Origin of the sequence: Roseibium sp. (genome assembly GCF_048260565.1) — a bacterium.
In the GTDB taxonomy this organism is placed as follows: Bacteria; Pseudomonadota; Alphaproteobacteria; order Rhizobiales; family Stappiaceae; genus Roseibium.
On sequence record NZ_JBLXGP010000014.1, the window covers coordinates 145,138 to 159,875 of the forward strand.

Here is a 14,738-nt window from a genome sequence, read left to right on the forward strand (position 1 = left end):
TTGCACCCCTCTCCCCCTCAAGGGGGGAGACGGGAGTATGCCGCCCGGCCTTACTGCATATTCAGGCATTTGGCCCTGAGAACTCGTGCCCCTTTATAGAAATCAACCCGGCAGGCCTGAGCCCGCCGGGTCGAAGCCTCAGACTACATGGGCTTTTTCACATGCTGCAGCATCAGGAAGAAGGACGGTTGCAGCTTGAAACCTTCCACGGACGCCTTGGTGACGGCGTTCTGCTTCCAGTTGGCGACGAACACCCAGGGTGCGTCGTCGTGGACGATCTGCTGCATCTGCTTGTAGAGCTTTGCCCGCTCGCCCTGGTCGGTGACCTGTCGGGCCTTTTCCAGCAGTTCGTCCACCTTGGGGTTGGAGTAGTAACCGGAGTTGAAACCGCCGTTATCCGGGAAGGCCTCGGTGCGCAGCGCGAGGAACGGCAGGGTATCCGGATCGTTGGTCATCCAGGCCATTTCGGCCATGGCGGCCTTGCCTTCCAGGCCCGGGTTCACCTTGCCCAGAAACGTGTTCCACTCGTAAGTCTCGATCTTGACCTTCATGCCCACGGCTTCCAGGTCCGCCTGGATGGCGGTGCCCATGGCGACCGGATCGAGCATGCCGGAACCGCCCTGGGTCACGTAGAAGGTGACTTCCTCGCCGTTGTAGCCGGCTTCCTTCAAAAGCGCCTTGGCCTTTTCAGGGTCGTACGGATAGGGCTCCAGGCTCTCGTCATAAGCCCAGGCAAAGGCCGGCGGCGTCGGGCCGGCGGCCACATCGGCCGTGCCCTGCAGCACGTTCTCGACCAGCGCTTTCTTATGGATCGCGTAGTTCGCAGCCTGGCGCGCCAGCTTGTTGTCGAAAGGAGCTTCCTTGGCATTGAGGATCAGGAACCAGACATGAGGTCCGGCCTGCTCCTGCACATTGAAGATCGGATCGGACTTGAACTGCTGCAGGCTGTCGGGCGGCACCTCGACCATGATGTCGAGCCCGCCGGAGAGCATTTCGGCGATCCGGGTGTTGGCGTCCGTGATCGGACGGAAGATCACCGCCTCAAGCTCCGCCGCCCCGTCCCAGTAGTCGTCATTGCGGATCACGACCACCTTTTCGTTGGCCGTCCATTCTCCGAACTTGTAGGCACCGGTTCCCGAGGGATTTCGGCCGAAGTCCTTGCCGTATGTCTTGACCGCTTCCGGCGAGACGATCAGGCCGGTCGGATAGGCGAGATTGGACAGGAACGGCGCATAGGGCGCCTTCAACTGGAAGGTGACCGTGGTGTCGTCGTCCGCCGTAACAGTCTCCACCTGAGAGAAGAAGAAGGCCAGCGGGAACGGTCCGGTATCGTGATAGGGATGTTCCTCGTCGAGTATGCGCTCGAAATTGAATTTGACCGCTTCCGCGTTGAACGGCGCGCCGTCATGGAAGGCGACCCCTTCCCTGAGCTTGAACGTATAGGTCTTGCCGTCGTCGGAAATCGTCCAGCTCTTGGCAAGGGCCGGCTCCACTTCCAGCGTGCCGTCCTTGTAGCGCACAAGGCCGTCATAAATGTTCATCAGGATGCGAAAATCATTGACCGCCGTGACCGCCTGCGGGTCCAGCGACTTGGGCTCGGCGATCTGGCCGACCACCAGCACATTCGGCGGCGTCTGCGCCTGCGCCGTCGGCGAAAACGCCATAAAGGCCGAGGCGAATGCCGCGGCTAGGAACTTTTTCATGACCATTCCCCTCGTTGTTTTCTCCGGGAATATTAATCATGATTAATTGTCATTTCACAATAATTATTTCATATTAATTTTCACCAAGGGGTTGCGACTCCGACGGCAAACAAGGCCTTAATGGCTGAAACCAGGGAGAAATCCGGATGCAGCGGCTCAACGCCAGCATCAATCTCGATCGCCTCAAATCTCTCCTCGACGGCGTCAATCGCTTCGGCTTCGACCCGAAAACCGGCGGCTACAACCGGCTCGGCTTTTCCAAATCGGACATCGACTGCCGCTCCTGGTTCGCCGGGCAGATGCGCGAAGACGGCCTGACCGTATGGATCGACGGCGCGCTCAACGTCTTCGGCCGTTACGGCCCTGAAGACGCCCCCTGCATCATGGCCGGCTCCCATCTCGATACCGTCGCCGACGGCGGCGCCTTCGACGGGTCGCTGGGCGCCTGCGTGGCGCTGGAATGCGTGCGGACAATGAAAGAGGCCGGACTGGAACCGGCAACAGCGATTGAAGTCGCCGCGACATCGGAAGAAGAAGGCCGCTTCGGCGGCATGCTCGGCTCCCAGGCGATCACCGGCGTTCTGACCGCCAACTGGATTGATTCTGCGGCCGATGCCTCTGGCCACCGCCTCACCGAGGTCATGGCCGCCGAAGGTCTCGACCCTTACGCGATCCTCGGCGCAGCAAGGCCGGAAGGCAGTGTCAAAGCCTTCCTCGAACTGCACATCGAGCAGGGTCCCGTCCTGGAAAACGAAGGGCTTCCCATCGGGATCGCCGACCGGGTCTCCGGCGTCTGCTATCTGGAAATGACCATGAGGGGCGTCGCCAATCATTCCGGAACGACGCCGATGCATCTGCGCGCCGACGCCTTCGCCGGGCTGAGCGAACTGGCACAGACGATCCCTGCCCTCATTGCGGAAGACGGCACCGATCAGAGCCGCATCACCATCGGCCACGTCACCCTGTCGCCCAATCAGCCGCACACGATACCGGGCACCGCCCAGTTCTCCGTGATCCTGCGCGACACGTCGGAAACCGTCATGCGCACCCTGCGCAAGCGGCTCGAGGAAAACGCCCACGAGATTGCCGCAAAACACGGATTGGCCCTACAGACCGCCGAACGAAGCTGGCTGCCGCCCGTGCCGCTCGACCCGGCTCTGGCCGACCGGCTCGAGACGCTCGCCGCAAACGCCGGTCTCCCTGCCTGCCGCATGCCATCCGGCGCCGGCCACGATGCCCAGACCATGCAGATGCTGTGTCCTGCGGGCCTGATCTTCGTTCCGAGCCGCGGCGGCATCAGCCACGCGCCCGGCGAATTCAGCGCCTGGCCCGATATCGAAAAAGGCGCTAACCTCATGCTCCATGCCCTGATCGACCTGAGCGGCGCGCGCATGTGACCGGTAAGGGCGGACGAGGTCGGCAAGACGCTCCTTGATCTCCGGTGCCGAGGCATGCAGACAGATGGCGTCGTGCTTTCGACTCATCCCCCGGCATCCGAAATGAGGAGCGTCCCGTGAATACCCCCCAGTCCCGTCTTGAAGGCACCTGCCGGTGCGGCCAGGTTCGTTTCGAGGTTTCCGCCCCGCCAGTCATCACCTCGGCATGCCATTGCCGGGGCTGCCAGCGTATGGCGTCCAGCGCCTATTCCCTCACCGCGATCTTTCCCGCCCCTGCCTTCACGGTCACGGCGGGAGAACCGGTGAAGGGCGGACTGCAAGGGCCGGATCTGGACCATTTCTTCTGCCCAAGCTGCAAGACGTGGATGTTCACGCGGATACCCGCTCTCGAAGGCCTGGTAAATGTGCGCCCCACCCTGCTCGACGATCCGGCGTGGACCAGACCCTTCATGGAAACCATGACCTCCGAGAAGCTTTCCTGGGTCGAAACGCCGGCACGACACAGCTATGAGGGTTTCCCCCCGCCGGAGGAATTTCTCCCGTTGCTTGAGGAGTTCGCGCGACATCAGGTTGATTACCGGTAAGCCCCATGGAATGAAAACGGCAGGCCCTCTCCCGGTCGTGACGGTCCCGGCCCCTTTCTGACTTCTTTTGATATCGTCCGGTCGGTTCCGGCGTGAGGATATCCGGCCCATCGGCAGCGTTGCGCCGCTTGCCCGGACCATGCAGGTGTTGCGCCCCTCGGGCCTGATCTTCGTTCCAAGCCGCGGCGGCATCAGCCAAGCCCCCGGCGAATTCAGCGCCTGGCCCGGCATCGAAAAAGGCGCCAACCTGATGCTCCATGCCCTGATTGGCCTGAGCGGCGCGGGGGTGTGAGCGGAAAAATAGCTGTCTTGGCGGCGTTAGTCTTCGGCGATATGCGCTGCCATCACATCCCGCATGGAAATAGGCTTGCGGCCCAGTAAACGCTCAAGCGTCGGGTCGACATTTGCGAATTCGCCGGCCCGTGCCGCGCGATAAAGTCCGAGCACAATGGCTGCGACAGGACCCGGCGTGCCCCGCTCCGCCAACTTCGCCTGTAACGCGTCATCGGCAACGATCCTGCGGCTGATCGGTTTGCCGGACAGATCGGATGCAATCGCCGCAAGATCGCCAAAATCGAGCGCTTCCGGTCCGGTAAGCGGCGGTGTCGGTCCGCTCTCGCGCGCGGTCTGGGCGAGGATGATCGCAGCCGCCTCTGCCAGGTCCGCATGGGCCGTCCAGGCAACCGGACCGTCCTGGGCCGTTTCCATTACACCGGTCTTGAGCGCCTCGCCCAGCATGGCGATCCCGCTCGAAGCGTAAAATCCATGGCGCAGCGCGGTCCAGGCCAGGCCGCAGTCGCGCAGCATGTCTTCGGTCGCGGCATGGTCGTGCATGGGCGGAAACGCGGATGTGGCACGCGCCGCCATCTGGCTGGTGTAGACGATCCGCTCCGCGCCGGCGGCCCGCGCCGCATCGATCGCGTTCCGGTGCTGGGTAAGGGTATCACCGCCATAGGCCCTGGCATTCGACGATACGATCAGCACCTGACGCGCACCCTCGAAGGCCAGCGCAAGGCTTTCCGGGTCGCCGAAGTCACCCGGCCGGACCCGGACGCCGAGCGCTGCCAGGTCGGCCGCCTTTTCCGGTTCCCGACAGGTCGCGCCCACCTCAGCGGCGGGAACCTGTTCCACTAGCTTTCTGACGATGGCGTGGCCGAGTTGGCCGGTGGCTCCGGTGACGATGAACATGGACAGTCTCCTGAAAGAATGAAAAGTCGTATTATCAGCGATAACAAAAAATCGATATCATTGATTATCATCGATAACAAGTACGGACTATCAACGGAAACAAATTCAGGTTATGGCTGTCTGATGAACGACGCAGAGACGACAAAAGGCGCACCGGCCAGGGATACCGATGTGCGCACGCGCATCGTCGAAGCCGCCGCCGCATTGATCGAGGCCGGCGGCCAGGGGGCTGCGACCACCCGTGCCGTTGCCGCCGCTGCCGGCGTGCAGGCACCCACTCTCTATCGCCTGTTCGGCGACAAGCACGGTCTGCTCGACGCCGTAGCCGAGCACAGTCTCAACGCTTACATCTCCGGAAAATCCACACGTAGGCGGGATCCGGATCCGGTGCAGGATCTGCGGGATGGCTGGGACATGCATGTGGCCTTCGGCCTCGCCAATCCGGGCCTGTTCGCCATTCTCGTCGGCGATCCCGGGGAAGTCCCCGCCTCCCCTGCCGTAGCTGCAGGACAGGAAGTGCTGCGCCAGCGGATCAGGAACATCGCATTGGCGGGCAGGCTCAAGACCAGCGAGGAAAGGGCCATCGACCTCCTGAGAGCAGCGGGCACAGGAACGGTGCTCACCCTCCTCGCCCAGCCGGAAGAGGCCCGCGACCCCGGCCTGTCCAAAGCCGCCCGCGAGGCGGTCATTGCCGCGATCACCGGCGAGCCGGCCATCCGGGACACCCGGGGCCCGGAAGGAGCCGCGGCGGCGCTGCGGGCCTCATTGGACCGCACAACAGTACTCAGCGACGGCGAGCGTCACCTGCTTGCAGAACTCCTCGACCGCATCGCCCGCGGCGGATAACGGCCGCCGTATCCAGATCGGTTAACTGACCACGCCTGCGGATATGGCATAGCGGATCAGTTCCGTTGTGCTCTTGGCGCCGAGTTTTCTCTTGATCGCGGAAGACGCGTTGGCCGCCGTCTTGTAACTGACCCGGAGGGAATCCGCGATCGACTGGAGATCCTGGCCCTCCCCGAGCAGGCGCAGGACCTGGTGTTCGCGTTCCGTGAGCGTGGACAGGGGGTCGGCCTGGCCGCCGATCTTCGCCGTTGCCAGCGACATGGCCATGTCGTGAGGCAGATAGGCCTTCCCCGCCTCCAGGCTCCGGACCGCGTCGAGAAAATCGTCCGGCCCCGAATTCTTGCTCAGATAACCGGAAGCCCCGGCGGCAAGCGCCTTGGAAACGAAGGCTGCCTGTTCGTTCATCGAGAAGATCAGGATGCGTGTCTTTGGCGCCCTGCGCAGCAACGGCTCGATGAGGTTCAGGCCTCCGACGCCGGGCATGCCGAGATCGAGGACGATCAGGCCGGGAAGATACACCTCGCAGAGGGACAGGGCGTCCCGGTCGGTGAGCGCTTCCAGCACCGGATCGTAGTCCAGCTCACGCAGCAACTGGCCGCAGCCCAGATGGGTGACCGGATGGTCGTCTATGACGAGTGCAGATTTCATGAGACTGCCCGCAGTTCCAAGGCGCTATCCGGCGCGGACAGCAGCGGCACGCCGGACACCAGCCGTGTGCCCCCGCCCTCTGCCGGACCGATGTTCAATTGACCGCCGACGGCGTCGATCCGGTCGCGCATGGCGGCCAGGCCGCGGCCGCCAGTCGTGTCATCGCTCATGCCGCCGGTCATGCCCAAACCGTTGTCTTCCACGACGAGCCGCAGAAGCGGGCCGGCGTCCGCATCCTGCTGCCGGAACAGGGAGGCCGTGATCCGTCCGGGCCGACCGTGGCGAAGCGCGTTCGTCACCCCTTCCTGGAAAAACCGGTAGACCGTGAGGTCGACGATCTCCGGCGTGTCGGGCAAGGTTTGCGGAAGATCCACACGCCACTCCACATCCGGATGGTTTTTTCGAAACGTCTGGAACAGATCCAGCAACGCATCGACAAGCGGCAACTGTCCGATGGCCATCGGCCTGAGCGTCGTCAGCAGGCGGCTGTTGGAAGCCTGGATCTGCGCGACGATCGACTGGATGGCGACCGCATCCTGCGCGAGATCCTGATCTTCCAGCCGTTCGGCGGCACGCGCGACCGCGGACGCCTTGACCTTCAGGCCGAACAGGCACGGTCCGAACTCGTCATGCAATTCCATGGCAATGGTGCGCCGCTCGGCGTCGCCGAGTTCCACGATGCGGCGGTTCAGCCGTGTCCGGTCCGCCTCGGCGGCCTCAAGGGCGTCGGACAGGTCGTCAAACCCCTGGAATATGGGAGCGAGGTCGGCACTGGAGCTTCGGCCGAGCCGGACCGAATGCTTGCCGTCCCGGAGCCTGGCGAGGGCCGCGCGCAAGGCATCAAGGGGCCGAAGCGTCCGGTTGACCAGCCAGAACAGGATCAATGCCGACACCACCGCGGAGACGAAGACGATCCAGAAGATGCCGGCGACATTGTGCCAGACCTCGGCGATCTCATTGCCGGGCGCCATGGTAATCGAGACATAACCGTACCGGTTGCCGTTTGCCCCGACCGGTATCCGGATCTCCCTGAATTCCGGTGTCGCAAGCCGCACGAACCAGTCCGGGACCACATTCGCGGGTCCGGCTTCGTCGACTTCGCGCAGCGGCAGAAGTCCGCGACGTGCGTCGACCAGGGCGATATGCACGTGCCGCGGCGCGACCAGCGTTTCCGCAAGCCTCGGCAGGACTTCGGACGGCGCCGTTTCCTGAAGCGTGTAGCCGAGGGTCGCGAGCACGAGCGCCCTTGCGCTTTTAGCCCCCGAATTGACCTCCAGCCTGACCGCATCCCGCGCGTTGATCACCAGAATGGCCGTCGTCAGGGTCAACGCGATCAGGTGAACCAGGCAAATGCTGAGCACGACCTGGTGCTGCAGATGCATCCGTCCGAACACGACTTCCTCCCCAATCCTGACAAGGGATCGTAGCGCCGGGATCGGGATCCGTCGACGAAAGAACGGACCTCGGGAACAATTGGCACCCGATTTGCCGAATGTTCCCAAGATCTTTTGGGAAGCACGGCGTAGGGAACCGGTGCTAGGTTTCGAACCGAAAGATGGGAAGGAACAGGGAAACAGGCGGATCGCCTCGAAGCCGATCGCACCGGAATTCGGGCTCTCAATCCCGGCACAGCGGAACGTTCTATCCAACCTCCTGATGTTTGGGCCAATGCTCCCGGCCCGGGCATCAGATAGTCGGGCCACTGTCCTTCGAGCCGATACCGTCCCCGCTCCTTCCCCTTTTTCCCGTCTGGACCTTTCGCGGGAGGACCGGAGAGGCGTCGTCGCCATGGAGGAAACCGAAGGGGGGAAGAAATTTCGATGAAACGCACATTCGCAGCCTTGGGCATGGCGCTCTTCGCAGTCCCGGCCACCGCCGCACCGCTTTGCGACAATCTCGGCTTCGCAGGCCTTCTGGCGGCCTGCAACCGGGGAGAGCCGATCGAACTGACCCTGGCCTCCGGTCAGCCGCTTTCCAGGGAAGCCAGCTACACCCTCCAGTCGGGTGCCTATTACAAGCTCGAAATCACCGCCGACGGGTCGGCTGAACTTGCCGTTTCGGGTGCCGATTTCTTTCGCGCCATCTGGATGAACGAGATCGTCATCAACAAGATCGAGGTTCGGCCGATGGCCATCGACAGCATCGAGTTCGATGCCGCGGGTACGGCGGAACTGTCCTTCATCGCCATCAAGCCCGGAAGCCATGTTCTGCATATCCCCGGTTCCACGGGCGAGGCTCAAAAAGTTACGTTCAATATTCAGTGACGGGCAATATTCAGTGACGGGCAATATCCAATGACGGGAAACATTCAATGACGGGAAACATTCAATGACGAGGACCCCTTCGATGAAGGCAAAGATCATTTCCCTTGCCGCGGTATTTGCCTTTTGTACCGGAGCGCTTGCCGCCGGAGAATCCGAAGGCAAGGTAGACGCGGAGACGGAAGCCGCGATCATGGCGAAACTCGCCGCCATGGAATGCCAGATGGCTCCCGACGATATCGAGGCGACTGAAGACGGATATGACCTCGACGACGTCATCTGCAAGGGCGGCAAGCAATTCGACATCGAATTCGATAAGGATCTGAACGAGATCGGAAGGCGGGCTGAGTAGACAGGTCCGGGAACCACAAGGCGCGCAACACCTCGCCTCTGTCTGCGGCGGGTCGCGATCCTGCCGAAGTGTCCATGCCGGCCACCGGATCGGCAACTGGACCGCCCCACCCGGTCTCGCGCCTTTTCTCGCCCGCAAATATTTTTAATCGAAAAGCCGGTTTGTTCGGTTCCGCCTTGTTTTCAACATCATCATGGCTTATGTAACCGCTCATCGATATTGTTTGACGAACTTTGTGACAATGCGGCTCACGCCGCCCGAAACGATCTTCCCTATCAACGTCGACCTAACCGCATACTGGCGCGAAACGCGTGGTGTGTATTCTCTGATGACCGATTGTAAGGAAATCGTTATGACCATCGGCACCGTAAAGTTCTTCAATTCCACCAAAGGCTTCGGCTTCATTCAGCCGGACGACGGCGGCTCGGACGTATTTGTCCATGTCACTGCAGTCGAGCGCGCAGGCATTCCCACGATCACGGAAGGCCAGAAGCTGAGCTTCGACGTCGTCAAGGACAGCCGCTCGGGCAAGTCGGCTGCGGACAATCTGCAGATCGTCTGAAGCCTGCCCTGGATCCTGAATCGGGATACACAGGCACGGATCACCAAGGTGAACAGAAAGGCCGGGTTGTAACCCGGCCTTTTTTGTTTTCCTCTGTTTTGAAGGACAGAAAGCCATGACCACTACGGACACCAAAGGGATCCGTTTCCAGTCAACGCGGCAGACTGCAGAAACAAAGGCCGAAACCACCATACGCATTTCCAAGGAAATCGCGCAGACCGAAGCCGATATCCGGAACGCCAAGACCGAAAAGCTCAAGGCCGCCCGTCTGGAAATGCTCGCGCAGGAAGCTGGAGCATCAACAGCCGGAAGCCGGACAGCCAAACGCAAAAGAACGCCCGATTCCATGGATTGATGTCAGGCCCGTGAAGGCCGTCAGGCGAATACACAAGTTGGAAATCATTTGACAACAGTGACTGCCATACACACCGATGCGACAGGACGCGAGCGCTCCTGGGTACAGGTTCTTGCGCCCTACCGGAAACCGAGCGCGCTCAGAAGCACGATCGAAATAGCCGTGACGGTCGTATCGTTTACAGCCTTGTGGGCCCTTGCCGCCGTCGCCATCGTTCACGATCACTGGTGGGGTCTCCTGTTTACGATACCTGCCGCCGGCTTTCTGGTGCGCCTGTTCATAGTGCAGCACGATTGCGGCCACGGCACCTTGTTCGAACGGCGCAGCCTCAACAACTGGATCGGCCGGATCATCGGCATCTTTACGCTCACCCCCTATGACTACTGGCGCCGCACCCATGCGGTTCACCATGCGTCGGCCGGCAATCTGGACCGGCGCGGGGTCGGCGATGTCGACACGTTGACGGTGCGCGAATACCGGGGTCTGTCCTGGTGGGGTCGCGCACGCTACTGGCTTTACCGCCATCCTCTGGTCATGTTCGGTCTCGGGCCTGCGTGGCTGTTCGTTTGCCAGTATCGGTTGCCGATCGGCCTGATGCGCTCCGGGCCTCAGCCCTGGATATCGACCCTTACCACCAATCTGGGCATCGCCCTGCCGGTCCTGATCATGATGTGGCTCGTCGGGATCGGTCCGTTTCTGCTTGTCCAGCTTCCGATCACATGGATGGCGGCCAGCGCCGGGGTCTGGCTGTTCTACGTCCAGCACCAGTTTGAGGAAACCCACTGGTCCGAAGACGGCGATTGGGACTTCCAGCACGCCGCATTGCACGGCAGCTCGCACTACGATCTTCCTCTGCCGCTGCGCTGGATCACCGGCAACATCGGCATCCATCACATTCATCACCTGGCGGCGAAAATTCCGTTCTACCGTTTGCCGGAAGTCCTGCGGGATCACCCCGAACTGCGCAATGTCGGCCGCGTTACCCTTTTGCAGAGCCTCAGATGCGTGAAACTCGTCCTGTGGGATGAAAACGCCGGACGGCTTGTGTCCTTCCGTCAGGCGCGTGCTGCCGGTATCTAGGGTACGGAGACGCCCTAAAGAGGTCCGGAGGGGTCGTAGGGTTCACTCGCGACGCGGACATCAACGTCCATGCCGTGAAACAGCGTACCGAACCGCTGGTCATAGGTGCCGCTGATCGGAATTGCCTGATACGGCGTCCGGGTGACCGCAATGCGGATCAGGTCCGGGCTGCCTATGATTCGATTGGTCGGATCGAACTCTACCCAGCCTTCCTCCGGCAGGTAGACTTCCGCCCAGGCGTGGGTCGATCCGCCTCCGGTGTGCTCATGACCGTTGTCCGCCGCGATATTCAGGTAACCTGTAACGAATCTGGCGGCGAACCCGAAATGCCGCGCGGCCTCCATGAACAGGAAGGCGAAATCCCGGCAACTGCCGGTTCCGGTGTCAATGGTCGTGGCGGCGCTTTGCGTGCCCGTTCTTTCACGGCGGATATAGGACAGCCTGTCGTTGATGGTATCGGACAGGTTTCTAAGAAACGCGAACACCTCATCTGGCCCCTTACCGGCCTCTTCCGCCAACCAGGCGGCCAGTTTTGAACGTTCCTGCGGATTTTCAAGCGCAATGAACGGTGCCAGATCGGTCAGGTCCTCGCTTGAGTAGACGAACGGATAGGCGCTTCCGGGCCGGTCGGGCGAAACAAGGAAATCCTCATGCGAAAACCGCCTGATCAGAAGCTCGCTTCTGATTTCCAGGCTGTCGGCAGGCGCGGGAAACTCCGCCGTGGCGACTGAGTTGCCGAACGTATCGAAGTGCCAGCGCACGCGGGCTTCCGGCGAAATGGCAATCGCCGACGAGACAAGCCGAAGGTCGTGTCCGTCCCTGGGCCGAAGCAAAAGCCGGTGAGGTCCGAATTTTACCGGCTTGCTGTAGCGATATCGTGTAGTGTGTACGACGCGAATGGCATTTGTCATTTGAACCTTTGTCGCCGCCGCATGTCGCCGCCGATTGTCCGAGGCTTTGGAAGCTCTTCAGCTTGGACGCTAATCCCCTCGCACACAAGGACAATCGCCTTGCTCATACGCATTGGCTTCGAAATCACCGTCACGTGCCCCGTTCCGGTCCCGATGCTGCTCGCCCTGTCGGTTCACAGCACGTTTTCCGGAAGAATGATCGGGTCGGATTATGTCCGCAATTCCAGCGTGACCGACCTGTCGGAATATACCGACCTGTTCGGCAACCGCGTGACCCGCGCGACGGCCCCTGCGGGTGTGTCCGTCTTCTGGTCGGATTCGATCGTTGAGGTGGACGGATTGCCGGACAAGGTCCAGCCGGCCCTGCGGCAAGCCCGGCTGCAGGACCTGCCGAACGAGACGCTGACCTATCTGGTCGCCAGCCGCTATTGCGATTCCGACCTCCTGGGAGATTTTGCCTGGAAACAGTTCGGCTGGACCGAAGCGGGATGGCCACGGGTTCAGGCGATCTGCGATTTCGTGCACGCCCACGTCACCTTCAACTACAAATTCGGCCGTCCGGACAAGACTGCGGGAAACGTGCTTGCCGAAAAGACGGGCGTTTGCCGTGACTTCGCCCATCTGTCGATCAGCCTGTGCCGGGCCATGAACATTCCCGCGCGTTATGCCAGCGGTTATCTGGGAGACATCGGCGTTCCCGACGCCGGGTTTGATGACTTCTGCGCCTGGTTCGAGGTGTTCATGGAGGGAGAATGGCACACGTGCGACGCCCGCTACAACGTCCCCAGGATCGGCCGGATCCTGATGGTCAGAGGCCACGATGCCTCCGACGTCGCGATGGTAACCTCCTTCGGCAACTACGAACTCACCGACTTTCGCGTCTGGAGCCATGAGCTGGCGGACGAAGAGGATGAAAGCCTGCTGCTTCAGTCCCTCGAGACCCGCCCCCATCCCCAGCAACGGGGATTGGGCGGACAGGTGGTCACAACCGCATATATGACGACCGCCTGAGGACGCCACCGGAGCATCGATTTCCGGGCAAGGCGGATCAAGCGGCGACAGACCGCCGCGACGACGAACCGGATGAGAGCATCGCCCGATGCTCTAAGATCAGCCCGTAACCGACTTCAGTCGGAAGATCGGGATCATGCCCGCGGACTTGGCGAGTTCCACCATGCCCATGTATTCGCTCTGCACCGACGGATCGCCGGAAAGGGCAAGTGCGCCGGCACAGGCTTCCGTTGCGTAGATGCTGTTTGCCGGCACGATCGGCTCGATCCGGGACGCCTTGGAGATTTCCGCACCGACATAGGTGGTTCTGCCCGTCAGAGGATCCTCGATCCGCGACATGGGGGCTACGTGAAGGCCGATCCGGATCGGCAGGCGGCCGGCTTCCGCCTTGTCGGAGCCGGACAGCGCCTCCAGGATCTCCCGGGGCAGCCGTGCCGCCGCTTCCACAGTGTCGATCACGAGGAAGATACCGTCCCCCCAGGTGTTACGGCAGAGAATGTTTGCCTCGTGCCGCGCCGCCACATCGGCAACGACCGCCAGGCTATGAGACAAGAAAGGCCCGATATCCGCTTCCTTGAGCTTGCTGAAGCCGGCGAAATCCGCGAACAAAACAGCCCGGATTTCGCGATCGGCATCGTCGGCAACAGGGGGCACATCCGGCAAGGCCTCGGGCCGAACGGATTCTCCGCCCGTGGTAAGGATCGTCTGCGGCCGGGACAGGCCGTGCCAGATGAGAATATCATCCAGGGTTCCGCCAGGTTTTCTGACCGGCGCCCCGTTCCAGACCGCTAGCTGATGCAGTTCGGCGTCGGTGGCCTGCGCCTGCAGGGCCGCCACGCCCCGGGTATAGGCGCTGCAATAGCGGAAGCTGGCGCCGTCAGCGGGCTGCCCGCCCGATGCGGCGAACGAAACGCTTTTCGCAGCTGCCAGGCAGACATCGAACCGCTCCCGCCACGTGCTGCCGAACGGCAGCACCGAAGCAGCCAGGAAGTCCTCGACTTCGAACGGCAGAATGACGTGGAGTTCGACGCCGGCCGCAAGCATTGCTTCCGCCGCGAGAATATCGACACCGGCGGCAAGCGCGCCGTAGGCCGTCTCCACCTGCTTTTCGGCTATGAAATCCCTGATCCGCCGCTTCATGAGGGTCTCCGCCGCACCGTCGAGACCCGGCCAGGGCATGTGACCGAGATAGCGGACGATCGGACCGCGCTTCAGCGGATCAAGAATGTCGTCTTCAAGACCGAGGACCTGACAGGTCTTCTTCAATTGCCGCCTCGTAGTCGCCATTTCGGCGCGCCCGGCTCCGAGGTCCGCGGCCCGAACGAGCGTTGCCGTCGTCCGGGCCGTTTGCCGCAGGATAAGAAAGGCCTCCGCCAGGGTGGCGAGCGAATAGTAGTCGGTCTTGCCTTCGCATGCGGTGATGCATCGGGAGGCGAGATCCTCCGCCTTCTCCATCTCCCCGATCCAGCAATAAAGCGCTGCCGCGTTGATGGCCGGATACGCATCGCCGGTCCGTTGGAACACCTCCAGATAGGCATCGGCGGATGCCTGGAAATGGCCCCGCGCCTCTTCGCCTCGCGCCTGCAGGCCCAGATCCTTGTGCAGGCGGGCCCAGAGCGCACCGATGTCGGTTTTCAGCCGCGGATCGTCGACAGGAAGCCCCCGCAGATCGAGATCCCGATAAAGCTCCATCGCCCGCTCCGTTGCGCCGGCCCGCGCGATAGCCAGAACGGCGTTGTAGCTCAGTTCCGGATCCGACGGATAGTGCTGGAGGCCCGAGACCGCCGCGTCATGGGCTGCCAAAACACGACCTGTCGCCATGGTGGCTTTTACTCGACCG

The 14,738-nt window shown here is 62.0% G+C and carries 16 protein-coding genes; 10 read left to right on the forward strand and 6 right to left on the reverse strand.

Annotated features, from left to right (window positions below):
- Positions 1 to 143 precede the first annotated feature (143 nt).
- Complete coding sequence (locus tag ACN0SO_RS23005) at positions 144 to 1,703, reverse strand: ABC transporter substrate-binding protein (RefSeq protein ID WP_417681509.1); 1,560 nt, start codon at positions 1,701 to 1,703, stop codon at positions 144 to 146.
- A gap of 146 nt (positions 1,704 to 1,849) precedes the next feature.
- Between ACN0SO_RS23005 and ACN0SO_RS23010 the strand changes: the two genes are divergently transcribed.
- The 3 genes from ACN0SO_RS23010 (at position 1,850) to ACN0SO_RS23020 (ending at position 3,976) form a co-directional block, all read left to right on the forward strand.
- A complete protein-coding gene (locus tag ACN0SO_RS23010) occupies positions 1,850 to 3,100 on the forward strand; it encodes a Zn-dependent hydrolase (RefSeq protein WP_417681511.1) in 1,251 nt (416 codons plus the stop codon).
- Between the two features lie 116 nt (positions 3,101 to 3,216).
- Complete coding sequence (locus ACN0SO_RS23015) at positions 3,217 to 3,684, forward strand: GFA family protein (protein ID WP_417681513.1); 468 nt, start codon at positions 3,217 to 3,219, stop codon at positions 3,682 to 3,684.
- Positions 3,685 to 3,829: 145 nt separating this feature from the next.
- Positions 3,830 to 3,976, forward strand: coding sequence for a hypothetical protein (locus tag ACN0SO_RS23020; protein WP_417681515.1), 147 nt, complete (start codon positions 3,830 to 3,832; stop codon positions 3,974 to 3,976).
- A gap of 26 nt (positions 3,977 to 4,002) precedes the next feature.
- Here ACN0SO_RS23020 and ACN0SO_RS23025 read toward each other — a convergent pair whose 3' ends face one another.
- The gene (locus ACN0SO_RS23025) at positions 4,003 to 4,872 is read right to left on the reverse strand and encodes an NAD(P)H-binding protein (RefSeq protein ID WP_417681517.1); all 870 of its coding nucleotides are present in this window, start codon (positions 4,870 to 4,872) and stop codon (positions 4,003 to 4,005) included.
- A gap of 123 nt (positions 4,873 to 4,995) precedes the next feature.
- Here ACN0SO_RS23025 and ACN0SO_RS23030 point away from each other — a divergent pair, with 123 nt between their 5' ends.
- Complete coding sequence (locus ACN0SO_RS23030) at positions 4,996 to 5,718, forward strand: TetR/AcrR family transcriptional regulator (protein ID WP_417681519.1); 723 nt, start codon at positions 4,996 to 4,998, stop codon at positions 5,716 to 5,718.
- A 21-nt stretch (positions 5,719 to 5,739) separates the two neighbouring features.
- Here ACN0SO_RS23030 and ACN0SO_RS23035 read toward each other — a convergent pair whose 3' ends face one another.
- Positions 5,740 to 6,366: a response regulator gene (locus ACN0SO_RS23035; protein WP_417681521.1), complete on the reverse strand. Its 627-nt coding sequence runs from the start codon at positions 6,364 to 6,366 to the stop codon at positions 5,740 to 5,742.
- A complete protein-coding gene (locus ACN0SO_RS23040; protein WP_417681522.1) occupies positions 6,363 to 7,760 on the reverse strand; it encodes a histidine kinase in 1,398 nt (465 codons plus the stop codon). The genes ACN0SO_RS23035 and ACN0SO_RS23040 overlap by 4 nt, the downstream gene beginning before the upstream one ends.
- Before the next feature lie 426 nt (positions 7,761 to 8,186).
- Here ACN0SO_RS23040 and ACN0SO_RS23045 point away from each other — a divergent pair, with 426 nt between their 5' ends.
- The 5 genes from ACN0SO_RS23045 to ACN0SO_RS23065 all read left to right on the forward strand — a co-directional run bounded on the left by ACN0SO_RS23045 (position 8,187) and on the right by ACN0SO_RS23065 (position 10,976).
- A complete protein-coding gene (locus tag ACN0SO_RS23045) occupies positions 8,187 to 8,630 on the forward strand; it encodes a hypothetical protein (RefSeq protein WP_417681524.1) in 444 nt (147 codons plus the stop codon).
- Between the two features lie 64 nt (positions 8,631 to 8,694).
- The gene (locus tag ACN0SO_RS23050; protein WP_417681526.1) at positions 8,695 to 8,979 is read left to right on the forward strand and encodes a PepSY domain-containing protein; all 285 of its coding nucleotides are present in this window, start codon (positions 8,695 to 8,697) and stop codon (positions 8,977 to 8,979) included.
- A gap of 352 nt (positions 8,980 to 9,331) precedes the next feature.
- Positions 9,332 to 9,541, forward strand: coding sequence for a cold-shock protein (locus tag ACN0SO_RS23055; protein WP_417681528.1), 210 nt, complete (start codon positions 9,332 to 9,334; stop codon positions 9,539 to 9,541).
- A 115-nt stretch (positions 9,542 to 9,656) separates the two neighbouring features.
- Positions 9,657 to 9,896 (forward strand): hypothetical protein, encoded by a 240-nt coding sequence (locus ACN0SO_RS23060; RefSeq protein WP_417681530.1) that lies wholly within the window; start codon positions 9,657 to 9,659, stop codon positions 9,894 to 9,896.
- 57 nt (positions 9,897 to 9,953) lie between these two features.
- Positions 9,954 to 10,976, forward strand: coding sequence for a fatty acid desaturase (locus ACN0SO_RS23065; RefSeq protein ID WP_417681569.1), 1,023 nt, complete (start codon positions 9,954 to 9,956; stop codon positions 10,974 to 10,976).
- Between the two features lie 14 nt (positions 10,977 to 10,990).
- Here the strand turns inward: ACN0SO_RS23065 and ACN0SO_RS23070 are convergent, their stop codons facing one another.
- Positions 10,991 to 11,887 (reverse strand): transglutaminase family protein, encoded by an 897-nt coding sequence (locus ACN0SO_RS23070; protein ID WP_417681532.1) that lies wholly within the window; start codon positions 11,885 to 11,887, stop codon positions 10,991 to 10,993.
- Positions 11,888 to 11,986: 99 nt separating this feature from the next.
- Here ACN0SO_RS23070 and ACN0SO_RS23075 point away from each other — a divergent pair, with 99 nt between their 5' ends.
- Positions 11,987 to 12,898 carry a transglutaminase-like domain-containing protein gene (locus ACN0SO_RS23075; RefSeq protein ID WP_417681534.1) on the forward strand — a complete coding sequence of 304 codons (912 nt, stop codon included), beginning with the start codon at positions 11,987 to 11,989 and terminating at the stop codon, positions 12,896 to 12,898.
- A 99-nt stretch (positions 12,899 to 12,997) separates the two neighbouring features.
- Here the strand turns inward: ACN0SO_RS23075 and ACN0SO_RS23080 are convergent, their stop codons facing one another.
- Positions 12,998 to 14,719 (reverse strand): tetratricopeptide repeat-containing protein, encoded by a 1,722-nt coding sequence (locus ACN0SO_RS23080; protein WP_417681535.1) that lies wholly within the window; start codon positions 14,717 to 14,719, stop codon positions 12,998 to 13,000.
- Positions 14,720 to 14,738: the final 19 nt, after the last annotated feature.